The sequence below is a fragment of the Pseudoalteromonas sp. S3431 genome (genome assembly GCF_000690035.1).
GTDB classification, from domain to species: domain Bacteria; phylum Pseudomonadota; class Gammaproteobacteria; order Enterobacterales; family Alteromonadaceae; genus Pseudoalteromonas; species Pseudoalteromonas fuliginea.
Window position 1 is genome coordinate 1 of the sequence record NZ_JJNY01000090.1, and the last position, 20112, is coordinate 20112.

The 20112-nt window shown below is 39.5% G+C and carries 16 protein-coding genes; 15 read left to right on the forward strand and 1 reads right to left on the reverse strand.

Features of this window, described 5'->3' with window-relative positions; genetic code table 11:
• Positions 1-178 precede the first annotated feature (178 nt).
• From DO88_RS02515 to DO88_RS02485, 7 genes are all read left to right on the forward strand, one after another.
• Complete coding sequence (locus DO88_RS02515; protein ID WP_033040748.1) at positions 179-1360, forward strand: response regulator transcription factor; 1182 nt, start codon at positions 179-181, stop codon at positions 1358-1360.
• Positions 1361-1417: 57 nt separating this feature from the next.
• Positions 1418-2173: a class I SAM-dependent methyltransferase gene (locus DO88_RS02510; RefSeq protein WP_033040750.1), complete on the forward strand. Its 756-nt coding sequence runs from the start codon at positions 1418-1420 to the stop codon at positions 2171-2173.
• A gap of 369 nt (positions 2174-2542) precedes the next feature.
• Complete coding sequence (locus DO88_RS02505) at positions 2543-5482, forward strand: SusC/RagA family TonB-linked outer membrane protein (RefSeq protein ID WP_007377682.1); 2940 nt, start codon at positions 2543-2545, stop codon at positions 5480-5482.
• A gap of 32 nt (positions 5483-5514) precedes the next feature.
• Positions 5515-7224, forward strand: a complete 1710-nt coding sequence (locus tag DO88_RS02500; RefSeq protein ID WP_007377681.1) for a RagB/SusD family nutrient uptake outer membrane protein — start codon at positions 5515-5517, stop codon at positions 7222-7224.
• Positions 7225-7274: 50 nt separating this feature from the next.
• Complete coding sequence (locus DO88_RS02495) at positions 7275-8612, forward strand: sugar porter family MFS transporter (protein WP_008136304.1); 1338 nt, start codon at positions 7275-7277, stop codon at positions 8610-8612.
• Positions 8599-10611: a glycoside hydrolase family 32 protein gene (locus DO88_RS02490; RefSeq protein WP_033040752.1), complete on the forward strand. Its 2013-nt coding sequence runs from the start codon at positions 8599-8601 to the stop codon at positions 10609-10611. Before DO88_RS02495 ends, DO88_RS02490 begins: the two co-directional genes overlap by 14 nt.
• A 61-nt stretch (positions 10612-10672) precedes the next feature.
• Positions 10673-11887: an oligosaccharide MFS transporter gene (locus tag DO88_RS02485; RefSeq protein ID WP_083503346.1), complete on the forward strand. Its 1215-nt coding sequence runs from the start codon at positions 10673-10675 to the stop codon at positions 11885-11887.
• On the opposite strand, the gene DO88_RS02480 is transcribed toward DO88_RS02485, so the two are convergent.
• Positions 11859-12854, reverse strand: a complete 996-nt coding sequence (locus DO88_RS02480) for a LacI family DNA-binding transcriptional regulator (protein WP_008136301.1) — start codon at positions 12852-12854, stop codon at positions 11859-11861. The genes DO88_RS02485 and DO88_RS02480 overlap by 29 nt on opposite strands.
• A 673-nt stretch (positions 12855-13527) precedes the next feature.
• Here DO88_RS02480 and trmJ point away from each other — a divergent pair.
• From trmJ to fdx, 8 genes are all read left to right on the forward strand, one after another.
• A complete protein-coding gene (trmJ, locus tag DO88_RS02475) occupies positions 13528-14253 on the forward strand; it encodes a tRNA (cytosine(32)/uridine(32)-2'-O)-methyltransferase TrmJ (RefSeq protein WP_033040753.1) in 726 nt (241 codons plus the stop codon).
• Positions 14254-14509: 256 nt separating this feature from the next.
• On the forward strand, positions 14510-15001 hold the full coding sequence (iscR, locus tag DO88_RS02470; protein WP_002958424.1) for a Fe-S cluster assembly transcriptional regulator IscR: 492 nt from the start codon (positions 14510-14512) through the stop codon (positions 14999-15001).
• A 24-nt stretch (positions 15002-15025) separates the two neighbouring features.
• Entirely contained in the window at positions 15026-16243 is a 1218-nt protein-coding gene (locus DO88_RS02465; protein ID WP_002958425.1) for an IscS subfamily cysteine desulfurase, read from the forward strand.
• Positions 16244-16284: 41 nt separating this feature from the next.
• Entirely contained in the window at positions 16285-16668 is a 384-nt protein-coding gene (iscU, locus tag DO88_RS02460) for a Fe-S cluster assembly scaffold IscU (protein ID WP_007377675.1), read from the forward strand.
• Positions 16669-16680: 12 nt separating this feature from the next.
• Entirely contained in the window at positions 16681-17004 is a 324-nt protein-coding gene (gene iscA / locus DO88_RS02455) for an iron-sulfur cluster assembly protein IscA (protein ID WP_007377674.1), read from the forward strand.
• A gap of 95 nt (positions 17005-17099) precedes the next feature.
• Positions 17100-17627 (forward strand): co-chaperone HscB, encoded by a 528-nt coding sequence (hscB, locus tag DO88_RS02450; protein ID WP_033040754.1) that lies wholly within the window; start codon positions 17100-17102, stop codon positions 17625-17627.
• A gap of 41 nt (positions 17628-17668) precedes the next feature.
• Complete coding sequence (gene hscA, locus DO88_RS02445) at positions 17669-19531, forward strand: Fe-S protein assembly chaperone HscA (RefSeq protein WP_033040756.1); 1863 nt, start codon at positions 17669-17671, stop codon at positions 19529-19531.
• Between the two features lie 11 nt (positions 19532-19542).
• Complete coding sequence (gene fdx / locus DO88_RS02440; RefSeq protein ID WP_007377671.1) at positions 19543-19881, forward strand: ISC system 2Fe-2S type ferredoxin; 339 nt, start codon at positions 19543-19545, stop codon at positions 19879-19881.
• Positions 19882-20112 lie beyond the last annotated feature (231 nt).

Sequence of the window (20112 nt, forward strand, 5' to 3'; positions counted from 1 at the left end):
CCCCATAAATAGGCGATAACGCAGCATAAATGCCAAACATGCGCTGCCCTTTGGGTTCTTTCTAGGGACGAATTTCAATCCACAAAGATCAATACGCCTTAACTTATTCACTAAAATTTTTAGTAAATTCAGTCTACCGAGCTATGCTCTTAACATACCTAATAAAATGGACTAGGGCATGGCAAAGCTAATATTGGCAATTGATGACGATAAGTTGGTTCACCATATAATAGAGGAGTCTTTAGCAGGGTTTTGTAAAATTATTCATGCAAAAGATGGGGATGAAGGTTTAAGGCTCGCTAATAAATATAACCCCGACATTATTTTGCTCGATATAGAAATGCCGGGTAAATCAGGCTTTGAAGTTTGCCAAACGATTAAAAAAAATGAGCTAACCAAAGATATTCCCGTTATGTTTTTATCATCCAACATTGAGTTGGCTGATCGTGTTAAAGGTTACAGTGCTGGTGCATCTGACTATATAGCTAAGCCTTTTAACGCAGAAGAATTAATGGCGCGTATAAAAGTGCTTTACGAATATCGACAGCAAGGCATAAAGTTAAAATATGATGTAGCTCACGCAAATAAAACAGCCGAAATGGCCATGACTGAATCAGGTGATATGGGCCGAATAATACGCTACGTTGGGCAAAGTTATCATGCTAATAATTTCTCATCATTAAGCGAATATTTTTTAGCATTTTTTACACATTTAGATTTAGATGTTGTTGTTGTTTTTTGGTATGAAAGTAGAGGCATATTTTATTCTCAGCAAAGTGCAGTGTGCCCATTAGAACAAGAGTTATTAGAACAACATAGGCATGCACAGCGGTTTGTCGATATTAGCTCCAGCACAATTATTAATTACCCTAAAATATCATTACTGATAAAAAACATGCCCGTTGACGATAGCGCTAAATTTGGGCATTACAAAGATTTGTTTCCACACATATTGGAGATCACCAATGAAAAAGTGATCACTATACAAAATAATGAAAATAGCTACGAACAGGCCACGCAAATAGGCATCGTGCTTGAAGACATAGTGAAGCAATTAGATTCTCAGAGCCAGGCAAAAAACAGTATTGCTAAACAGCTTATAGAGCAATTAAGTGAGCTTGATAGTGCAATTAAAGTGCAAAAAGAGAGTGATAATATTTGTGACTTAACGCCTTACTTTACCAATCTAGATAAAACTACGCAGTTGTTTACTTCTGCTAATAGCGATCTAGCATTTATTAAATGTCAGCTTAAGCAAATTAGTGAAACTCGTAATGGGCTACTCGCTAGCTTGCGTAGTAACGATAGTGAAGTTGTCTTACAAAATACCACTGAAAATAACGATATAGAGCTATTTTAGTGCTTTAACCTGTACTGATTGATATACTAAATAGGTATTTTATCGTCGGAGTGTAGAGTGGTTATTCAGTGTGCTTTTAAAGAGTGTCGCCCTTATTTAAATGAGTTAGAAACGCGTTTTGGTTTGGCTCAATGGGCAGAGCAAAACAATGGTTTTCGGCTGAATTACGACGATAGCGGCTTGAGTTTATATAAAACGGATGAACCCAAATTAGGCGCGATCAACGTTGATTTTGTAACCGGCGCAGCGGCGCATAGGCGCAAGTTTGGTGGAGGTAAAGGCCAAGCAATTGCCAAAGCGGTTGGCTTAAATAAAGGCGCAACGCCCGTAGTGCTTGATGCAACTGCCGGCTTAGGGCGTGATGGTTTTGTACTTGCGTCACTTGGATGCAACGTTATATTACATGAGCGCCACCCCGTAGTCGCCGCGTTATTGTATGATGGTTTGCAACGTGCTTATAACGACATTGAAATTGGCGCATGGATGAAGCAAAGCATGAGCCTTATATTTGGTTCAAGCCACACTCTACTATCGCAATGTGAAAGCATGCCCGATGTGGTTTATTTAGATCCTATGTTCCCGCATCGCGAAAAATCAGCATTAGTAAAAAAAGAAATGCGTGTATTTCAAGAGCTTGTTGGTGCAGATACCGACGCTGACGATTTACTCGAATTCGCCTACCCACTCGCCAGTAAGCGCGTAGTAGTAAAACGTCCCGATTACGCCCCATTTTTAAATGACAAAACCCCAAGTATGCAAATTAAAACCAAAAAGAATCGTTTTGATGTGTATGTAAAAGCGGCAATGGTTTAAAAATAACAACGCGATAAGCTTCCTACACAGATGTCTTGTCGCTGAAACCATAATTTAAAATAATTGCCTACATTAGGATAGTCGTTATCTTTAAGGTGGGTAATTGACTTCGCAATAAATTCATAACACCTTGATTATTATTTATCCATCCCAGGTTAACATTCAAAAGCATTAATGCTGTCGTTAATAATTTTTAATTTATATTGATTAGATGTTTTTTAAATGTTAAAAAGACAACGTTGTTTATTTTATGTACCCAAGCGTAACCATAAAATTTGAGTGCAGAAAATATATTCACACGATAAAAAGACAACGTTGTTAATTTGTATGATGAAATCAACATTAATAATTAAAATGAGGACACACACAATGCTCATATTTCGAAAAAACAAACTTGCAGTTAGTGTTAATACAATTCTACTAGGCTGCACGTTACCATTCAGTGTTGTTGCCGCTGAACAGCTGCCAGAAAAAGCTATATCTAGTGATGGTATTGAAATAATAGAAGTTTCATATGGTTATGGTAGTGTCAAAAAGAAAGATTTAACAGGTGCGGTGAGCACTGTTAGCCTTGAAGATGTCGTTGACTTGCCGTCTGGTAATATCATGAAAAATTTGCAAGGGCGTGTACCTGGTTTGCAAATTACGACGAGTGGCTCACCCGATTCTACAGCAACGGTGCGTATTCGGGGGCAAGGTTTGGGACCTTTAGGTAACAACGATCCCCTTTATGTTGTTGATGGTGTACCCACTAAATCGGGCATGCATGAACTAAATAGCCACGATATTGCAGATATACAGGTACTAAGGGATGCGGCAGCTGCAAGTATTTTTGGTGCTCGCTCTGGTAATGGTGTCATTGTTATTACAACAAAAAAAGGGAATGAAGGGCTCGACTTCAATTTTTCTTTTAATCAGTCATATGATGATTTTAATTATGAGTTAAATCCATTAAATACACAGCAAAGATCACAAGCAGTCTGGCAAGCTGCAGTAAATGATAGGTCAGATCCAAATGCAGCAAGTTCTCTTTATACTTATGATTGGAATAATGATTTTAATAACCCTCAATTAAACAACGTTGTTTTACCTGAGTTCACAGATGCTGCACAGGTGCAGCGTCCTGCAGATACAAACTGGTTTGATGAAGTTACGCGATCTGCAAAAGTAACGGATCTTAATTTTTCAGTTTCAGGAGGTTCAGACAAAGCTTCGATATATAGTTCACTTGGATATTACGGCTCAGAAGGTATTGTTGATGGCTCAGAATTTGAGCGAATTAGTTTTCGCGTTAACTCGGATTATCAGTTAACAAATAAACTTAAGATTGGTGAGAACTTTATAGTGACAAACCAAGAGTCAAACTTGGTTAATGATCTGGCCGGTAATATTCTAAATTTGGCTATAGAGCAACAATCTATCGTTCCTGTATATAACGAAGATGGAGACTGGGGAGGACCGGTTCCTGGTGTAACTGACCGTGATAATCCAGTTCGATTAATTGAAATGAATCGAGATAATGTCAGTAGATTCAATAAATTAATGGGGAATATTTTTGTTGAATATGAAGCAATAGAGGGCTTAACGTTAAAAAGCTCTATCGGCTTAGATTACGGACAATACTATTTCAGGAATTATACCCGTGCTTTTCAAGCTGGTTCACTAAACTATGGTGATCAGCTGTCAGTGACAGAAAATTGGAATAGCAGTTTCAGTTGGACTAATACCGCAGAGTATAAGCTTGATTTAGATGCAAACCATTTCACGTTTTTGCTTGGTACTGAACAAATAGATTACGAGTATGAAGGGTCTATTGGTTATGGTTCTGGTTTTGCTTCTGATGATCGCGATTACGCTCATTTATCACAAGCAACTGGTGATGTTCGTGTGGAGGGGGATGGTGATAAATGGTCTCTTAATTCTTATTTTGCGCGTATGGACTATAACTATGATGATCGATATTTAGCAGGTCTGACAATACGTCGTGACGGTTCGTCTCGTTTTGGTAGTAATAATAACTATGGTAATTTCCCCGCTATTTCTGCAGGTTGGGTGATTAGTAACGAATCATTCTACGATATTGAGTTTTTATCTACTCTAAAGCTTCGTGCTAGTTGGGGCAAAACAGGTAATCAAGAAATCCCTACAGATGCAACGTACACAACCTATTTAAGTCGTTATGCAACGCAATCCTTATTCACTGATCAGCAAGATGAAGGAACGGCTTATGATATAGGCGGGGCTAATGGCGGCACGCTACCTTCTGGGTTTGTAAAAGCACAGACGGGGAATGATGACCTAAAATGGGAAACATCAACGCAAACAAACATTGGTCTTGATTTTGGCATGCGTTACGAAACCATATACGGCAGTATCGATTGGTTTGAAAAAACGACAGAGGATATTTTAACTTTAACCAATCCACTTGCAACATTAGGCGAAGGCGCTCAGCAATGGGTTAATGGTGGCACAATTGAAAACTCTGGTTTTGAGTTTCTCATTGGATATGCCGACTATCTTACTTTTGATAGCTTAGATGGCGATATTGATGTCGATATTAGTTTTAATATTTCTTCAGCTAAAAATAAAGTTGTATCACTTCCAGAAGATGTTGTTAATTCATTCGGCGGTAATGGCAATGATAAAACGATTGTTGGTCATTCTATTAACTCTATTTATGGTTATGTCGCCGATGGTTTATTCCAAAATCAAGGTGAAATAGATACTCACGCAGCGCAATCTGGGGCTGGTTTAGGTCGAGTCCGCTGGAAAGATTTAGACGGCAATGGCGTGATTGATGAAAACGATCAAAGCTTTTTCACCGATACTGATCCTGACTTTATGTATGGATTGAACATGAATTTCAAATACAAAAATTGGGATTTAAATATGTTCTGGCAAGGTGTTGAGGGAGGTGAAATACGTAATAGCTGGCGTGGATTTACTGACTTCACATCATTAAATATAGGCTCTAACTACGGCGACCGAGTTCTTGATGCATGGTCAGTTAACAATACTGACACCAATGTACCTGCATTAACTTTAATTGATAACAATGGCGAAGGCCGTCAATCAAGCTTATTTTGGGAAGATGGTAGCTACCTAAAGCTCCGTAACTTATCTATCGGTTATACACCTGATGAACAGTGGCTAAGTCAATACGGTATTAGTTCTGCGCGAATTTATTTGCAGGGAAGCAACTTATTGACCATTACTCCATCCGGGACGCTAAGTCAGGATCCAGAGACGCCAAACAGTAACTTTCCAATTCCAAAACGTATCACGTTAGGCGTGAACCTTTCTTTTTGATTATTAAAACGACAACGATACGAGCACATATTATGAAAAAAATAAAAACTCTATTTGCAGCAACTACATTTGTTCTTTCTTTAGCTTCTTGTGGTGGGTCTGATCTTGATGTTGCACCTTCGGGAGTATTGACCGAAGAACAAGTTTCTAATAGTGAAAATGTAGATGCGTTGATTATTGCTGCTTACTCATATCTAGGTAACGATCATTATACCGCGCCTAATTTTTTATGGCCGACAGGGAACTTACGCGCAGGAGATGCCCATAAAGGTGGTAATGGACCCGGTGATATATTTGCTTATCATGCTTTGTCTTTATATCAGCCAATAGTTCCAGATATGGAGTCTTTTCCGCCAGATTTGATTGATTTGAATAATAAAAAATGGACACGTAATTACACGGGGATCTCAAGAGCAAACTCAGCATTAGCAGTCATCGCAAATGCGCCCGATGCAATTGAAAACAGCGCTGAAAAACAATCTGAACTGCGATTTATTCGCAGTGTTTTTTACTTTGACTTAAAAATTCATCATAAGCATATTCCGTGGATTGATGAAACGATGACTCAAGATCAGATACTTACAGCAACTAATCGTGAGCTAAGCGATCAGGAGCTATGGGATAAGATTGCAGCAGACTTTGAGTTTGCCGCAGGCAACTTACCACAAACCCAAGATGATGTAGGGCGAGCTTCAGCGTTATCAGCCAAGGCATATTTAGCTAAAACATTGCTCTATCAGGCTTATGAGCAAAATGAATTACATCAAGTTATTAATATTAATAAAGATAAACTTGTAAAAGTAGTAAATCTCATTGATGAAATTGAACAAGCCGATGTATATGGTTTGTTTGATGATTACGCAAATAACTTTTTATTTGAAACTGAGAATGGCAAAGAATCAGTGTTTGCTATTCAGCGTTCTTTAAATGACGGTTCACCAGATGGTCGTGGTAGTTGGCCTAGTGCATTAAATGCACCAATGGCTGGAGGTTTTGGTTGTTGTGGTTTTCACGTTCCAACAGAAAATTTTGTTAATGCGTTTAAAACAGATCAACAAGGCTTGCCGTTATTTGACTCCTTTAACGATTTTAACTACGACATGACGACTGACTCAGTTGACCCTCGCCTAGATCATACTGTTGCAATGGAAGGTAAGCCATTTAAGTATGACGAAAACTTGATTCATGGCGGTGATAGTTGGTCACGTGCTCCAGGCATATATGGCAACTTTACGGCAATGAAAGATCTTGAACACCCAGACTGCAGTTGTCGCGGTGAGAATGGACCATTTCCAATCTTTTCATTAAATACACCGCTAATTCGTTACGCAGATGTATTGCTTTGGAAAGCAGAAGCATTAATTGAGTTAGACAGGTATGACGAAGCATTGCCAATTATTAACCGAATTCGTGAACGAGCTAAGCAAAGCACCGATAAATTACATAATGCCAGCATTTATAATATTGGCGCATATATAAGCTTTGATTCTAAAGAGCAAGCAAGAGAGGCACTGCGTTTTGAGCGACGCTTAGAATTAGGACTTGAAGGGCATCGCTTTTTTGACTTAGTTCGTTGGGGGATAGCTAAAGAAACTATTGATAAGTATTTAGCAATTGAGGCTGTACGTAAACCTTACTTAGTCGACGCTGTTTTTACTAAAGGTAAGCATGAGTATTTACCTATTCCAAACCAGCAAATGATTTTAAGTGGCGGGTCGTACACACAAAATCCAGGTTATTAATAGTGGTGGGTTTCGGCCCACCTTTTAATTGTTAAGTTTTAAGAGTGATTATGAAAAAAATTATTTACTGGTCAGTCACTGTTGCTGTGGCTGGTTTTTTATTTGGCTTTGATACCGCAGTTATATCCGGTGCTGATAAACCTATTCAAGCATTATGGAATACGAGTTCATTATTTCATGGCCTATTTATTATGTCTTCGGCTTTATGGGGAACACTCCTTGGCGCCTTAACAGGTAATTACCCGTGTGATAAGTGGGGTCGAAAACCCACATTGATTTTAGTTGGGGTGTTATTTTTTATCTCAGCACTTGGCTCTGCTATGGCTCCTGAAGTTTACAGCTTTGCAATATTGCGATTTATTGGTGGTGTGGGAGTGGGGATTTCTTCAATTGTTGTACCAGCCTATATTTCTGAGATTGCTCCAGCTAAGTTTCGAGGACGTTTGGTCGCACTTTATCAATTTCAAATTGTATTTGGTATTTTAGTTGCGTTTATTTCTAATTTTTTAATCGCTGGTACATCCGCAATTGATTGGCGTTTAATGTTAGGTGTGGAAGCAATACCTGCCTTAGCCTATTTATTAATGATTATTAAGGCACCTGAAAGCCCTCGTTGGTTAGTGCAAAAGAAAAATGAAAAAATGAAAGCGCGTTCAATTTTAGTCACTTTAGGTGAAGAAAATCCTGACCAAGTATTGAATGAAATTGAACAGGACAAGTTACAGAACAATCAATCAAAACTATTTGGAGGTAGTTACAATAAGGCTGCACTATTTGCATTTTTATTCGCTGCATTTAATCAGTTATCAGGGATTAATTTTATTATTTATTATGCACCGCGGGTATTTGAACTTGCTGGACTGGACGTAAATCAATCATTACTTTCAGGCGCAGGAATTGGCGTGGTTAACTTATGTTTTACCATGCTAGGTTTATCTTTGATTGATAAGTATGGTCGACGGTCACTGATGTATATTGGCTCAATTGGTTACGTTATTTCTCTTTCTATGGTGGCGTGGGCGTTTGGTACAGATTCTGGTGGCTTAACGGTTGTTGCGTTTGTCTTTGTTTTTATTGCCGCTCATGCCATTGGTCAAGGTACCGTTATTTGGGTTTTCATTGCGGAAATATTTCCTAACAAAGTCCGTTCTAAAGGTCAGTCTTTGGGCTCTGGTACGCATTGGTTTTTTGCCGCTGCAATTACTTTATTTATGCCATTTTTCTTAGAACATTTTAGTGCAACTGAAGTATTCACTTTCTTTACTTTAATGATGTTAGGGCAGTTGATTTTTGTTGCGTGGTTCATGCCAGAAACAAAAGGACGTTCTTTAGAAGCTATTTCATCAGATACCAATAATAAACATGGAGCATTAGATGCGAACCGTTAATTTAGTTTTAATTTCATCATTTTTGGCAGCATGTAGCATGACAAACCAAACTGAAAAAACCACCCATGAGGGTTTAGATAAACTTGGTAAAGAGGCGTTTCGTCCCGCTTTTCATTTTACTCCAGAGAAGCATTGGATGAATGATCCTAACGGTATGGTTTTTTACCAAGGTGAGTATCATCTATTTTACCAGCATAATCCTGATTCATCTGTATGGGGACCAATGCATTGGGGGCATGCGATTAGTAAAGATATGGTTGATTGGCAGCACCAAGAAATTAAGTTGTTTCCTGATGAACTCGGTACTATTTTCTCAGGCAGTGCGGTGGTTGATTGGAAAAATAGTAGCGGTTTTGGCAGTAAAGAAAATCCACCATTAGTGGCTATATTTACCTATCATGACGATAAAAAGGCTGCACAGGGGGCAATTGATTTTCAAACACAAGGCATCGCTTATAGTATCGATAAGGGTCGTACATGGAAAAAGTACGCGAACAATCCGGTATTGAAAAACCCTGGGATCCGAGATTTTCGTGATCCTAAAGTAAATTGGCATGAGGGTACCCAGCAATGGATCATGGTATTGGCTCAAGATGATCATATTGGCTTTTACAGCTCAAAAGATTTAAAAACATGGCAATTTGAAAGTAACTTTGGCGCTGATTGGGGCAGTCACGCCGGTGTATGGGAGTGTCCAGATCTGATTCGCGTGCGTATTGAAGGCACTGATGAATATAAATATGTTTTATTAGTGAGTATAAACCCTGGCGCTCCAAATGGCGGCTCTGGTACGCAATACTTTGTTGGCGATTTCGACGGTGAAAAATTTGTACTTGATAGCGATTATCAAAAAATGCTCACAGCAACGCCAGCAGTTTTCCCCCATGGACTTGATTTTTCTGACTTCAAAAGTGGTTTAAAAAATTGGCAAGTATCAGGTGAAGCATTCCATATAGTTAATGCTCAACCGTCAAATACGATTGCTAGTTCTTTTAAAGGTTCGGATAAGGCAATTGGCACGTTAACCTCAAAATCATTTGCGATCGATCACGATTTCATTAACTTCAAGATTGCAGGCGGAAAGCATCACAATAGTACTGCAATACAGCTGTTAGTTAATGACGAGATAGTTAAAACCGCAAGCGGAAATAATACAGGTACTATGACTGAACGTTCTTGGAACGTGAGTCATTTAAAAGGTCAGCAAGCTTATATTAAAGTGGTAGACAATGAACGAGGTGATTGGGGGCATATAAAAATTGCTGATATCGTATTTTCGGATAAAGCAGCAAATGAAAAGTATGAACCTTCGATATGGTTAGACTACGGCACAGATAATTATGCTGGCGTGACTTTTTCTGATGTTCAAGACGGTAGACACTTATTTATGGGGTGGATGAGTAACTGGCAATATGCAAATCAAGTACCTACAGAAGCATGGCGCAGCGCAATGACTATTCCCAGAGAATTAAAGTTATTGCAAACGCCAACAGGCGTGCGTTTGGCATCCCAACCTATTAAAGAGCTAAATAGTTTATTGAGTAAGACACAACAAAAGGCAACCCTAACTGGCGCAAAGAGCTATCAGTTGGATGAGTTTTTTACTGTTGAACCTGGGCAATTTAAGGTGAGCTTTAGTTTATTAAATACTGAACAAGTTATTGATATCTTGCTTAGCTCTGAAACAGGTGAGTACACTAAGTTACAGCTAAATCCAGCTCAAGGACAGCTTGTACTTGATCGCAGACAATCAGGTTTAATAGACTTTGAAGATGGTTTTGCTTCTTTACAAACAGCACCATTACAGACTGGGCTTAAATCTTACGATGTCGATATATGGGTAGATAAAGCGTCGATAGAAGTGTTTGTAAATAAGGGGGGTAGCTCTATGACCTCGATTGTTTTTCCAACATCTCCTTACGATAAAATACAAGTTAGTGCTCAGCAGTCCATATCACTGAGTGACATTCGCTTAAATAATATAGCAATAGAAAAATAACTTCCAAAATGACTCTATATTAATATAGAGTCATTAACCTTTCTCCAAGGCTATGCGATATATGAGTAGCAATTATCGGCTATTAAGTGTCATTTTCTTTGTCTATTTTATGGCATGGTCTTTTTCTTTTTCATTATTTCCGATTTGGCTTAGTCAAGAGGTAGGCCTCAACAGTGCTAAAGTCGGGGTTATCTTTAGTATTAATTCCATCATGGCTTTACTCGTGATGCCTTGCTATGGCATTTTTCAAGATAGACTTGGTTTACAAAAAACACTGCTTTACTTCATTGCATTTTTTATGATGTTGATTGGCCCGTTTGTTAGTTATGTATACGCACCACTGCTACAAACGCAGTTTTACCTGGCTGCGATCTTAGGTGGTGGGATTTTTTCATGTGCATTTTTGGCTGGAGTGGGAGTAATTGAGAGTTATATAGATAAACAAAGTCGAATCACGTATTTTGAATTTGGTAAGGCGCGAATGTGGGGATCTCTAGGTTGGGCTGCAGCAAGCTATTTCGCAGGTTTATCTTATAATTTAGCGCCCAACTTAAATTACTGGTTATCAAGCATTGCAGCGCTCTGTTTAATTGGTTTATTAGTTTTTGTTAAAGTCGCAAAAAGTAACCACGGGCGAATTCCTTCTCAGGCTTTTTCTTCTACACGACAGTTTAAGTCATTTTTTAAAACGACGGGGTTATGGCGTTTAAGTGTATTTGTGATCGGTGTAAGTTGTATTTATGCGGTATTTGATCAGCAATTTGCTATTTATTACACTTCTTTTTTTGACACCCCAGAACAAGGTCGAGAGTTTTTTGGCTATTTAACTTCAGCGCAAGTTATGCTTGAGGCTGCTGCTTTGTATTTAGCTGTAAAGTGGGTGAATTATTTAGGCGTTAAAAACTCGTTGCTGTTAAGTGGTGTATTGATGGCGGTACGAATATATTGCTCGGGGATTGTTAATGACTCTATCAGTATTAGCGTATTGAAATTGTTACACGCAATTGAATTACCACTTATGCTGATTGCGTTATTTAAATATATAAACATGCATTTTGACGCTCGTTATTCAGCAATGATCTATATAATTGGCTTTCAATTTACGACTCAATTGATGGCGTCAATTCTAGCTGTCGTGGTAGGCGTTGTATATGATCATTTAGGCTTTGCGCTAGCCTACCAGTATTTGGGTTTGGTTATCAGTGTGTTTATCGTATTGTCGTTTTTCACATTAAAAAAAGACGTTATTAAAACGAATCGCGAGCAATCAATTTAAATGCTAAGTGGTGGTGAACAATATCAGTGCGCTGCTCTATAAGATACTCCATTGCCCAACGTCCCATTGCAAGATGTGGAAGTGCCATGGTGGTTAAGTTCGGTTGTAATAACTGTGGAATACTGCCCCAATCATCAAAACTGGCAATACCAATATCCTTACCAACGACCATTCCTTTGTCATGCACTACAAAGTAAATTTCCAGCGCCATGGGGTCTTGACCACATATAATGGCATCAGGTTTAAACTCGTCTATCACTCGCGCGGCTGACTCTCTTGAGGTAGAAATTTCACTGCCGTCTGCTTGGCTAATAATAACCGATTCAATGAGCAAGTCTTCTAATGGTAAACCGTGCCTTTTAAATGAATTTATAACGCCTTGTTTTCGCCCTTTAGCAGCAACTATATTTTCATTTAAGTTTAAAAAAGCAATTCGACGATAGCCTTTACGTATTAATGCGTCGGTAATATCTTCACCTGCTTGTTGTTCATCAGGTACAACACAGGGGAAATTATTCGAAGCAGGAAAGCAGTTGGCCAAAATAGTGGGTATTTTTTTTAATTCATCAGCGATAATAACTTGGCGATGGTACATTGCTGAATATATAACGCCTTCAACACGATACTCTAAAAGACTTTCAATCGCTCTATCTATACTCGCTTGGGTTTCGTTAACATTGAGGATCAATAGTTCTTTATTTTTCTGCCAAGCAATTTCTTGGGCACCACGAATAATATCAAACGTATAAGGAACACTAAGTAATTCATCTGCGATAATAGCGTAAATATTTGATTTTTTACGTCGTGTTAAGCTTGCAGCGCGATTAGGTCGATAACCTAATTCTTTTATCGATCGAAGAATCTTTTCACGGTTAGCATCCTTGACAGTGGGATCATGATTTACAACACGAGATACTGTTTTAAATGAAACACCAGCGTGGGCAGCCACTTGTTTAATTGTAACCATACTAGAATAAGACCCTCTCTGAATAAAAAGAGTATAACAGCAGATTACGTTTTATTTATATGTTTTTATAAAGGTTTATCTTTGATATAAGCTATAAGTTTACTTAAATTGAATTAATAAATATTTGGAATTGTTAGAGCTTGTTTATTTTTAGAGATTAAATTTACAGCCGTATATTTGGTTTTTTCATGGTGTGTGGGCTATCCGCACAAATAGGTGATAATGCAGTATGAATGCCAAACATACACAGCCCTTTGAGTTCGTCCTCGGGGAAATTTTCCTTTTTTTATATAGATGTAGGAGCAGAGTTACCGAGTCTACTCGCTTACAAATTTCACACCGCGATTAAATTACTTCTAGATAAAATAAATTAAATATTCAAAATCAGCTGTTAACAAATTTGGTTTACAGTATTGAGTCTAATAACCATTTCCATTAGATCTGTAAACTATGTCGTTTTATTTTATATGATCGTATGGTTGCTAAAGTATATGTAAGCATTTGTTCTTTAATATCACAGTTGTTATCTCATAAATTCAGCGACAAGAATTCACTCACGTAAGATGCCTTATATTAGGCTAGATCTTAGGATCTCGCCTTTTGAATCTAGGATCTTATTACACTTTCGTGTTAGAATTCGCGCAATTTTTTGGCATAGGTAAGTAGCATAGCAATGATCTTAGATGATATTCGCGTTGTTTTAGTTAACACATCACACTCAGGCAATATTGGCTCAGCAGCTCGCGCCATGAAAACCATGGGTTTATCAAAACTGTATTTAGTTGACCCTGTATGTGAAATAGACAGCCACGCGAGTGCTTTGTCTGCAGGTGCTAGTGATGTTTTAGGTAATGCTGTTATTGTTGGTACAGTTGAAGAAGCTATTGCCGATTGTGCATTAACAATTGGGACAAGTGCACGTTCACGTACGCTTTCTTGGCCTATGGTTGAACCTCGTGAATGTGGCGAAAAACTAGTTGCGGAAGCTATAAATGGCCCAGTGGCATTGGTATTTGGCCGTGAAAATAGTGGCTTAAGCAACGATGAATTACAGCTTTGTAATTACCATGTATGCATCCCTGCGAATCCTGAATATAGCTCGCTTAATTTAGCGATGGCTGTGCAAACTCTGTGTTACGAAACGCGTATGGCGTTTTTAAATCAACAACCTAAAAAGGTTGAAGAAGATGACACTGTTTACCCAAGCTCAAAACAAACTGAGTTGTTTTATGACCACCTTGAAGAGACACTATTTAACACCGGTTTCATCATAAAACAGCACCCAGGTATTGTAATGACAAAACTACGTCGTTTATTTAACCGTGCTCGTCCAGAAGATGCAGAGATGAACATTCTACGCGGTATTCTCACTTCAATTAATAAGTCTATCCCTAAGTGACCAGAGTTCAGGTTAAGTAACTTAGGTATAGCGATTAGTTATAAAAACCAGTGGTTAAATAACTAGCTAATACTTGACTAAAATACTCAGGTAATTACAATGGCTGTAATACTTGACCAAAGAGGTCAGGTATTAAAAAATTTGTTAACTCTACAATTTAATAAGTAAGAGTTTTAAATCAAATTTTTATCAAGTGATAATACTTGACTAATTTACTCTGGTAATTAAAATTTGCACTCTTTGTGCAGGGGGCGTTATGAAGTTAACATCAAAAGGCAGATATGCCGTTACAGCGATGCTGGATGTTGCACTACACACAGGTGTAGGTCCTGTAGCCCTTGCTGATATTTCACAGCGACAAGAAATTTCTTTGTCATACCTTGAACAATTATTTGCTCGTTTACGTAAAAATGGCTTAGTAAGTTCTGTTCGTGGGCCTGGTGGTGGTTATTTACTAGGGCGTGAAGCGGGCGTTATCTCTGTTGGCGATATTATTAGCGCCGTAGACGAATCGGTCGATGCTACACGTTGCCAAGGTGCCGATACCGGCTGTCAAAGTGGTATGCGCTGTTTAACACATAATTTGTGGTCAGACTTAAGCGCACGCATAGAAGAATTTTTGAATAATATTACCCTTGCTGAATTGGTGGAAAAATCAGATGTGAAAGAAATAGCATCGCGCCAAGATAACAGTATCAATAATGCAATTAAGCAGTTGGAAAACATTCAAGTAAGCTGTCAACTTTAAGGTTGACCTGCAGCGGAGAGAGAAATGAAGTTACCGATTTATTTAGATTACGCAGCGACCACGCCTGTTGACGAACGTGTTGCTAAAGAAATGATGCAGTGCCTGACAATGGACGGTAAGTTTGGTAATCCTGCGTCACGCTCACATCGTTTTGGTTGGCAAGCAGAAGAAGCTGTTGACCAAGCACGTACAGATATTGCTGATTTAATTAATGCAGACCCACGTGAAATTGTTTTCACTTCGGGTGCAACAGAATCAAATAACCTAGCTATTAAAGGTGCAGCACAGTTTTACAAGAAAAAAGGTAAGCACGTTATTACCGCTAAAACTGAGCATAAAGCTGTAATCGACACATGTCGTGAACTTGAGCGCCAAGGTTTTGAAGTAACTTACATGGACGTTGAAGAAAACGGCCTACTTGATCTGCAAAAACTTGCCGACACAATGCGTGACGACACAGTACTTGTAAGCATCATGCACGTTAATAACGAGCTAGGTGTGATTCAAGATATCGCGACTATTGGCGAAATGTGTCGCGAACGTAAAATTATGTTCCACGTAGATGCAGCGCAAAGCGCGGGTAAAGTATTAATCGACGTGCAACAACTTAAAGTTGATTTTATGTCGTTCTCTGCACATAAAGTGTATGGCCCTAAAGGTGTTGGTGCACTTTACGTTCGTCGTAAACCACGTGCTCGCCTTGAAGCGCAAATGCACGGTGGCGGACATGAACGTGGTATGCGCTCTGGTACACTAGCAACTCACCAATTAGTGGGTATGGGTACTGCGTTTAAAATTGCTAAGCAAGATTTCGAAAAAGATCACGCACACATCAGCGCACTACGTAATCGTTTAATCGACGGCATTATGGCTGATATGGACGAAGTATACTTTAACGGCACACAAGACCAATCAGTACCTGGTATTGTAAACATCAGCTTTAACTTTGTTGAAGGTGAGTCGTTACTTATGGCAGTAAAAGACATTGCAGTATCGTCAGGTTCAGCCTGTACATCTGCAAGCTTAGAGCCTTCTTATGTACTGCGTGCACTTGGCCGTAACGACGAATTAGCACATAGCTCAATTCGTTTTAGTATTGGTCGCTTTACTACCGAAGAAGAGATTGATTACACCGTCGAATTAATGAAAAACTCTATCGGTCGCCTACGTGAGATGTCTCCACTTTGGGAGATGCATCAAGAAGGTATTGATTTAGATTCAGTTGAATGGGCTCACCACTAATAGTGTGAGCACATACCCTAGCAGGTAATGAGGATAGAATAATGGCTTATAGTGATAAAGTAATCGACCACGTAGAAAACCCACGTAACGTAGGTACTCTAGATAAGAACGATCCGTCAGTGGCAACGGGTATGGTAGGCGCACCAGCATGTGGTGACGTAATGAAATTGCAAATCAAAGTATCTGCCGAAGGCGTTATTGAAGATGCAAAATTCAAAACCTACGGTTGTGGTAGCGCAATTGCTTCTTCTTCACTTGTAACAGAGTGGGTTAAAGGCAAAACGCTAGACGAAGCAGCGACAATTAAAAACACTGATATCAGTGCAGAGCTTGAATTACCACCAGTGAAAATTCACTGTTCAATTTTAGCCGAAGACGCAATTCAAGCAGCAATTGCAGACTACAAAAGCAAACAAGCGAAGTAAGAAGAGAAACTCATGGCAGTGACATTGACAGATGCGGCAGCAAACCGCGTACAATCATTTTTAGCAAACCGCGGCAAAGGTTTAGGCCTGCGCGTTGGCATTAAAACGACGGGCTGTTCAGGTCTTGCTTACGTACTTGAGTTTGTTGACGATTTAAACGAAGACGATGAAACTTTTGCGGCTAAAGGTGTCACATTAATTGTTGACGCTAAAAGCTTAGTTTACATTGACGGCACAGAGCTCGATTACACTAAAGAAGGCTTAAATGAAGGGTTTAAATTTAGAAACCCTAATCAAGCAGATGAGTGTGGTTGTGGCGAAAGCTTTACCGTTTAAGCTTAAAATATCTTTGTAGTATCAATAAGCCCTGCCAGTTAATGTAGGGCTTTGTTATTTTTGAAATTAATTTCTGAATTTTATTGGTTGAAGTTATGCGCTATTTTGAGTTATTTGCAATACCCGTTGACTACAATATTGATTTAGTAACAGTTAACAAGCACTACTTGGAATTACAGCGTACTGTACATCCAGATCGCCACGCGAATGCGAGCAGCCGCGATAAGTTAATGGCCGTGCAAAGCGCCGCCGAAATTAACGATGCGTTGCAAATATTAAAGCACCCAGTAAAGCGTGCCGAGTATATGCTGAGCGAGCTAGGCGTTGATATTCGTGCAGAGCAGCAAACCTTGCAAGATCCAATGTTTTTAATGCAACAAATGGAACTTCGCGAAGAACTTGAAGAGCTAACATCAGCAAGCGATCCTGATACTGCGATTGCAAATTTTGAAAAACAAATTAAGCAACTAAACACGCAGTACAGTGCACAACTTGCCGATCAACTCGCAAGTAACGATGAGCAGCAATATCAACTTGCCGCTGATAATATTCGTAAACTGAAGTTTGTTTATAAGTTACGTGACGAACTAGAGCGTATTGAAGACAGTTTATTTGACGATTAATTACTTGCTGCAAAGCGAGCAACACGAGTTTAAAGAGCATTATGGCATTATTGCAAATTGCTGAGCCGGGGCAGAGCGCGGCACCACACGAACATAAACTAGCGATTGGTATTGACCTTGGTACAACCAATTCATTAGTTGCAACAGTGCAAAGTGGCGAAGCCCGCACGTTAACTGATGATCTTGGCGCGGCTATGTTACCGTCGGTTGTTCGTTATCAAGCAGGCGGTATTACTGTTGGCGCAGAGGCTGCTCAAGCAGCAACGCAAGACCCTGCTAATACACTTATTTCGGTTAAGCGTTTTTTAGGTAAAACTCAGGCTGAAATAGAGCAAAGTTATGGGCAACTACCGTATGAATTTTGTGAGCACAATGGTGCGTTAGCAATAGAAACTGCGGCAGGTAAAATCAGTCCAATTAAAGCATCAAGCCATATTTTAGCTGCACTAAAAGCACGAGCTGAGCAAAGTTTTGGCAACCAAGAAATTTTAGGGGCGGTAATTACAGTACCTGCGTACTTTGATGACGCACAGCGCCAAAGTACTAAAGATGCCGCAGAACTTGCTGGTATTAACGTACTGCGTTTATTAAACGAGCCAACAGCAGCAGCCGTTGCCTATGGTTTAGATTCTGGCCAAGAAGGCATTATTGCTGTTTACGATTTAGGCGGTGGTACATTTGATATATCAGTACTTAGATTACACCAAGGTGTGTTTGAAGTAATGGCAACCGGTGGCGACTCTAGCCTCGGCGGCGATGACTTTGACTCGCTCCTTGTTGATTACTTTAAGCAGCAAACTGGTGTGTCGGCGTTATCGTCTTCAGTTTTACGTTTATTCATCAATAAAGCAAAAGCGTGTAAAGAAGCATTAAGCCAATACGCTAAAGTAAACGTGGGTCTTGAGTTTGACGATCAAAAATACACAGTAGAAGTAACGCGCGAAACGTTTGACGAAATGGCTATGCCGCTGGTTAAAAAAACACTGCGTTCGTGTCGTCGTGCTGTAAAAGATGCTGGCATAGAAAACGAAGAAATACTGCAAGTTATTATGGTAGGCGGCTCAACCCGTATGCCATTAGTACGTAGCCAAGTACAAAGTTTTTTTGATAAAGAGCCGCTAACTTCAATCGATCCTGATCGTGTTGTAGCCTTAGGTGCCGCGCTTCAAGCCGACGTGTTAATTGGCAATAAGCCAGATTCTGACATGTTATTGCTTGATGTATTACCGTTATCACTGGGCCTTGAAACGATGGGCGGTTTGGTTGAAAAAATCATCCCACGTAATACCACTATTCCAGTGGCTCGCGCACAAGAATTTACAACGTTTAAAGACGGTCAAACAGCCATGTCATTACATGTGCTGCAAGGTGAGCGTGAGCTTGTTGATGATTGTCGATCGCTTGCTAAGTTTAGCTTAAAAGGTATTCCACCAATGGCGGCAGGCGCTGCGCATATTCGTGTAACCTTTAAAGTTGATGCAGATGGCCTATTAAGTGTTTCAGCTATGGAAAAATCAACAGGTGTACAAGCTGAGATTCAAGTTAAGCCTTCGTTTGGTTTATCTGATGACCAAGTAGCTAATATGCTAAAAGAATCAATGAGCAACGCTAAAGGCGACATGCAAGCGCGTATGCTTAAAGAGCAACAAGTAGAAGCGTTGCGCGTAATAGAAGCGCTTAACGCATCACTTGAAGCCGATGGTGCATTACTTGACGATATGCAACTAGCTAACTTACGCGCTGAAATTGCAGAACTGGTAAAAGTGCGCGAAAATGCACAAGAGCCTAGTGAAATTAAAGCAGCTATCGAAAAAGTCGATAATGCGAGTAGCGATTTTGCATCGCGTAGAATGGATGCATCAATTAAAAAGGCCCTTACAGGGCAGTCAGTAGACAACATTTAAGAGAGATTAGAATGCCACAAATTGTTTTTCTTCCACATCCTGAATTATGTCCTGACGGCGCTGCAATTGAAGCACCAACAGGCCAAACGGTACTCGACGCTGCACTTAAAAATGGTATTAGCATTGCGCATGCCTGTGAAAAGTCGTGTGCATGTACTACGTGTCACTTAGTGATTCGTGAAGGATTTGATTCACTTGACGAAAGTGATGAGCTAGAAGATGACATGCTAGATAAAGCATGGGGTTTAGAGCCTGAATCGCGCCTTGGTTGCCAAGCAATTATAAGAGATGAAGACCTAGTGGTTGAAATACCTAAGTACAATCTCAATATCGTTAATGAAGAGCACTAGTTTTTAACGATGTATATATTAAAAGCCGCTGTTTGATACAGCGGCTTTTTTGTTTGTGAATTGTATATGTGACGAGCAAAGCTCGTATGTTATTTTGTAGACGCACAGCTTGCTGGCGTGACGAGCAAATCTCGTAAGTTATTTTGTAGACGCACAGCTTGCTGGCGTGATGTGTTTTAGCTCAAGGGCAAAAATATAGAAGCTGCGCTTCTCACGTGAGCAAGCTCAACG

What these genes read in the sequence shown, in the direction of transcription:
- DO88_RS02480 (WP_008136301.1), bottom strand. Translation starts at nt 12,854, where the DNA reads ATGGTTACAATTAAACAAGTGGCTGCCCACGCTGGTGTTTCATTTAAA.
- DO88_RS02505 (WP_007377682.1), top strand. Translation starts at nt 2,543, where the DNA reads ATGCTCATATTTCGAAAAAACAAACTTGCAGTTAGTGTTAATACAATT.
- iscR (WP_002958424.1), top strand. Translation starts at nt 14,510, where the DNA reads ATGAAGTTAACATCAAAAGGCAGATATGCCGTTACAGCGATGCTGGAT.
- hscB (WP_033040754.1), top strand. Translation starts at nt 17,100, where the DNA reads ATGCGCTATTTTGAGTTATTTGCAATACCCGTTGACTACAATATTGAT.
- DO88_RS02485 (WP_083503346.1), top strand. Translation starts at nt 10,673, where the DNA reads ATGAGTAGCAATTATCGGCTATTAAGTGTCATTTTCTTTGTCTATTTT.
- iscA (WP_007377674.1), top strand. Translation starts at nt 16,681, where the DNA reads ATGGCAGTGACATTGACAGATGCGGCAGCAAACCGCGTACAATCATTT.
- DO88_RS02490 (WP_033040752.1), top strand. Translation starts at nt 8,599, where the DNA reads ATGCGAACCGTTAATTTAGTTTTAATTTCATCATTTTTGGCAGCATGT.
- fdx (WP_007377671.1), top strand. Translation starts at nt 19,543, where the DNA reads ATGCCACAAATTGTTTTTCTTCCACATCCTGAATTATGTCCTGACGGC.
- DO88_RS02500 (WP_007377681.1), top strand. Translation starts at nt 5,515, where the DNA reads ATGAAAAAAATAAAAACTCTATTTGCAGCAACTACATTTGTTCTTTCT.
- DO88_RS02515 (WP_033040748.1), top strand. Translation starts at nt 179, where the DNA reads ATGGCAAAGCTAATATTGGCAATTGATGACGATAAGTTGGTTCACCAT.
- DO88_RS02465 (WP_002958425.1), top strand. Translation starts at nt 15,026, where the DNA reads ATGAAGTTACCGATTTATTTAGATTACGCAGCGACCACGCCTGTTGAC.
- hscA (WP_033040756.1), top strand. Translation starts at nt 17,669, where the DNA reads ATGGCATTATTGCAAATTGCTGAGCCGGGGCAGAGCGCGGCACCACAC.
- DO88_RS02495 (WP_008136304.1), top strand. Translation starts at nt 7,275, where the DNA reads ATGAAAAAAATTATTTACTGGTCAGTCACTGTTGCTGTGGCTGGTTTT.
- iscU (WP_007377675.1), top strand. Translation starts at nt 16,285, where the DNA reads ATGGCTTATAGTGATAAAGTAATCGACCACGTAGAAAACCCACGTAAC.
- trmJ (WP_033040753.1), top strand. Translation starts at nt 13,528, where the DNA reads ATGATCTTAGATGATATTCGCGTTGTTTTAGTTAACACATCACACTCA.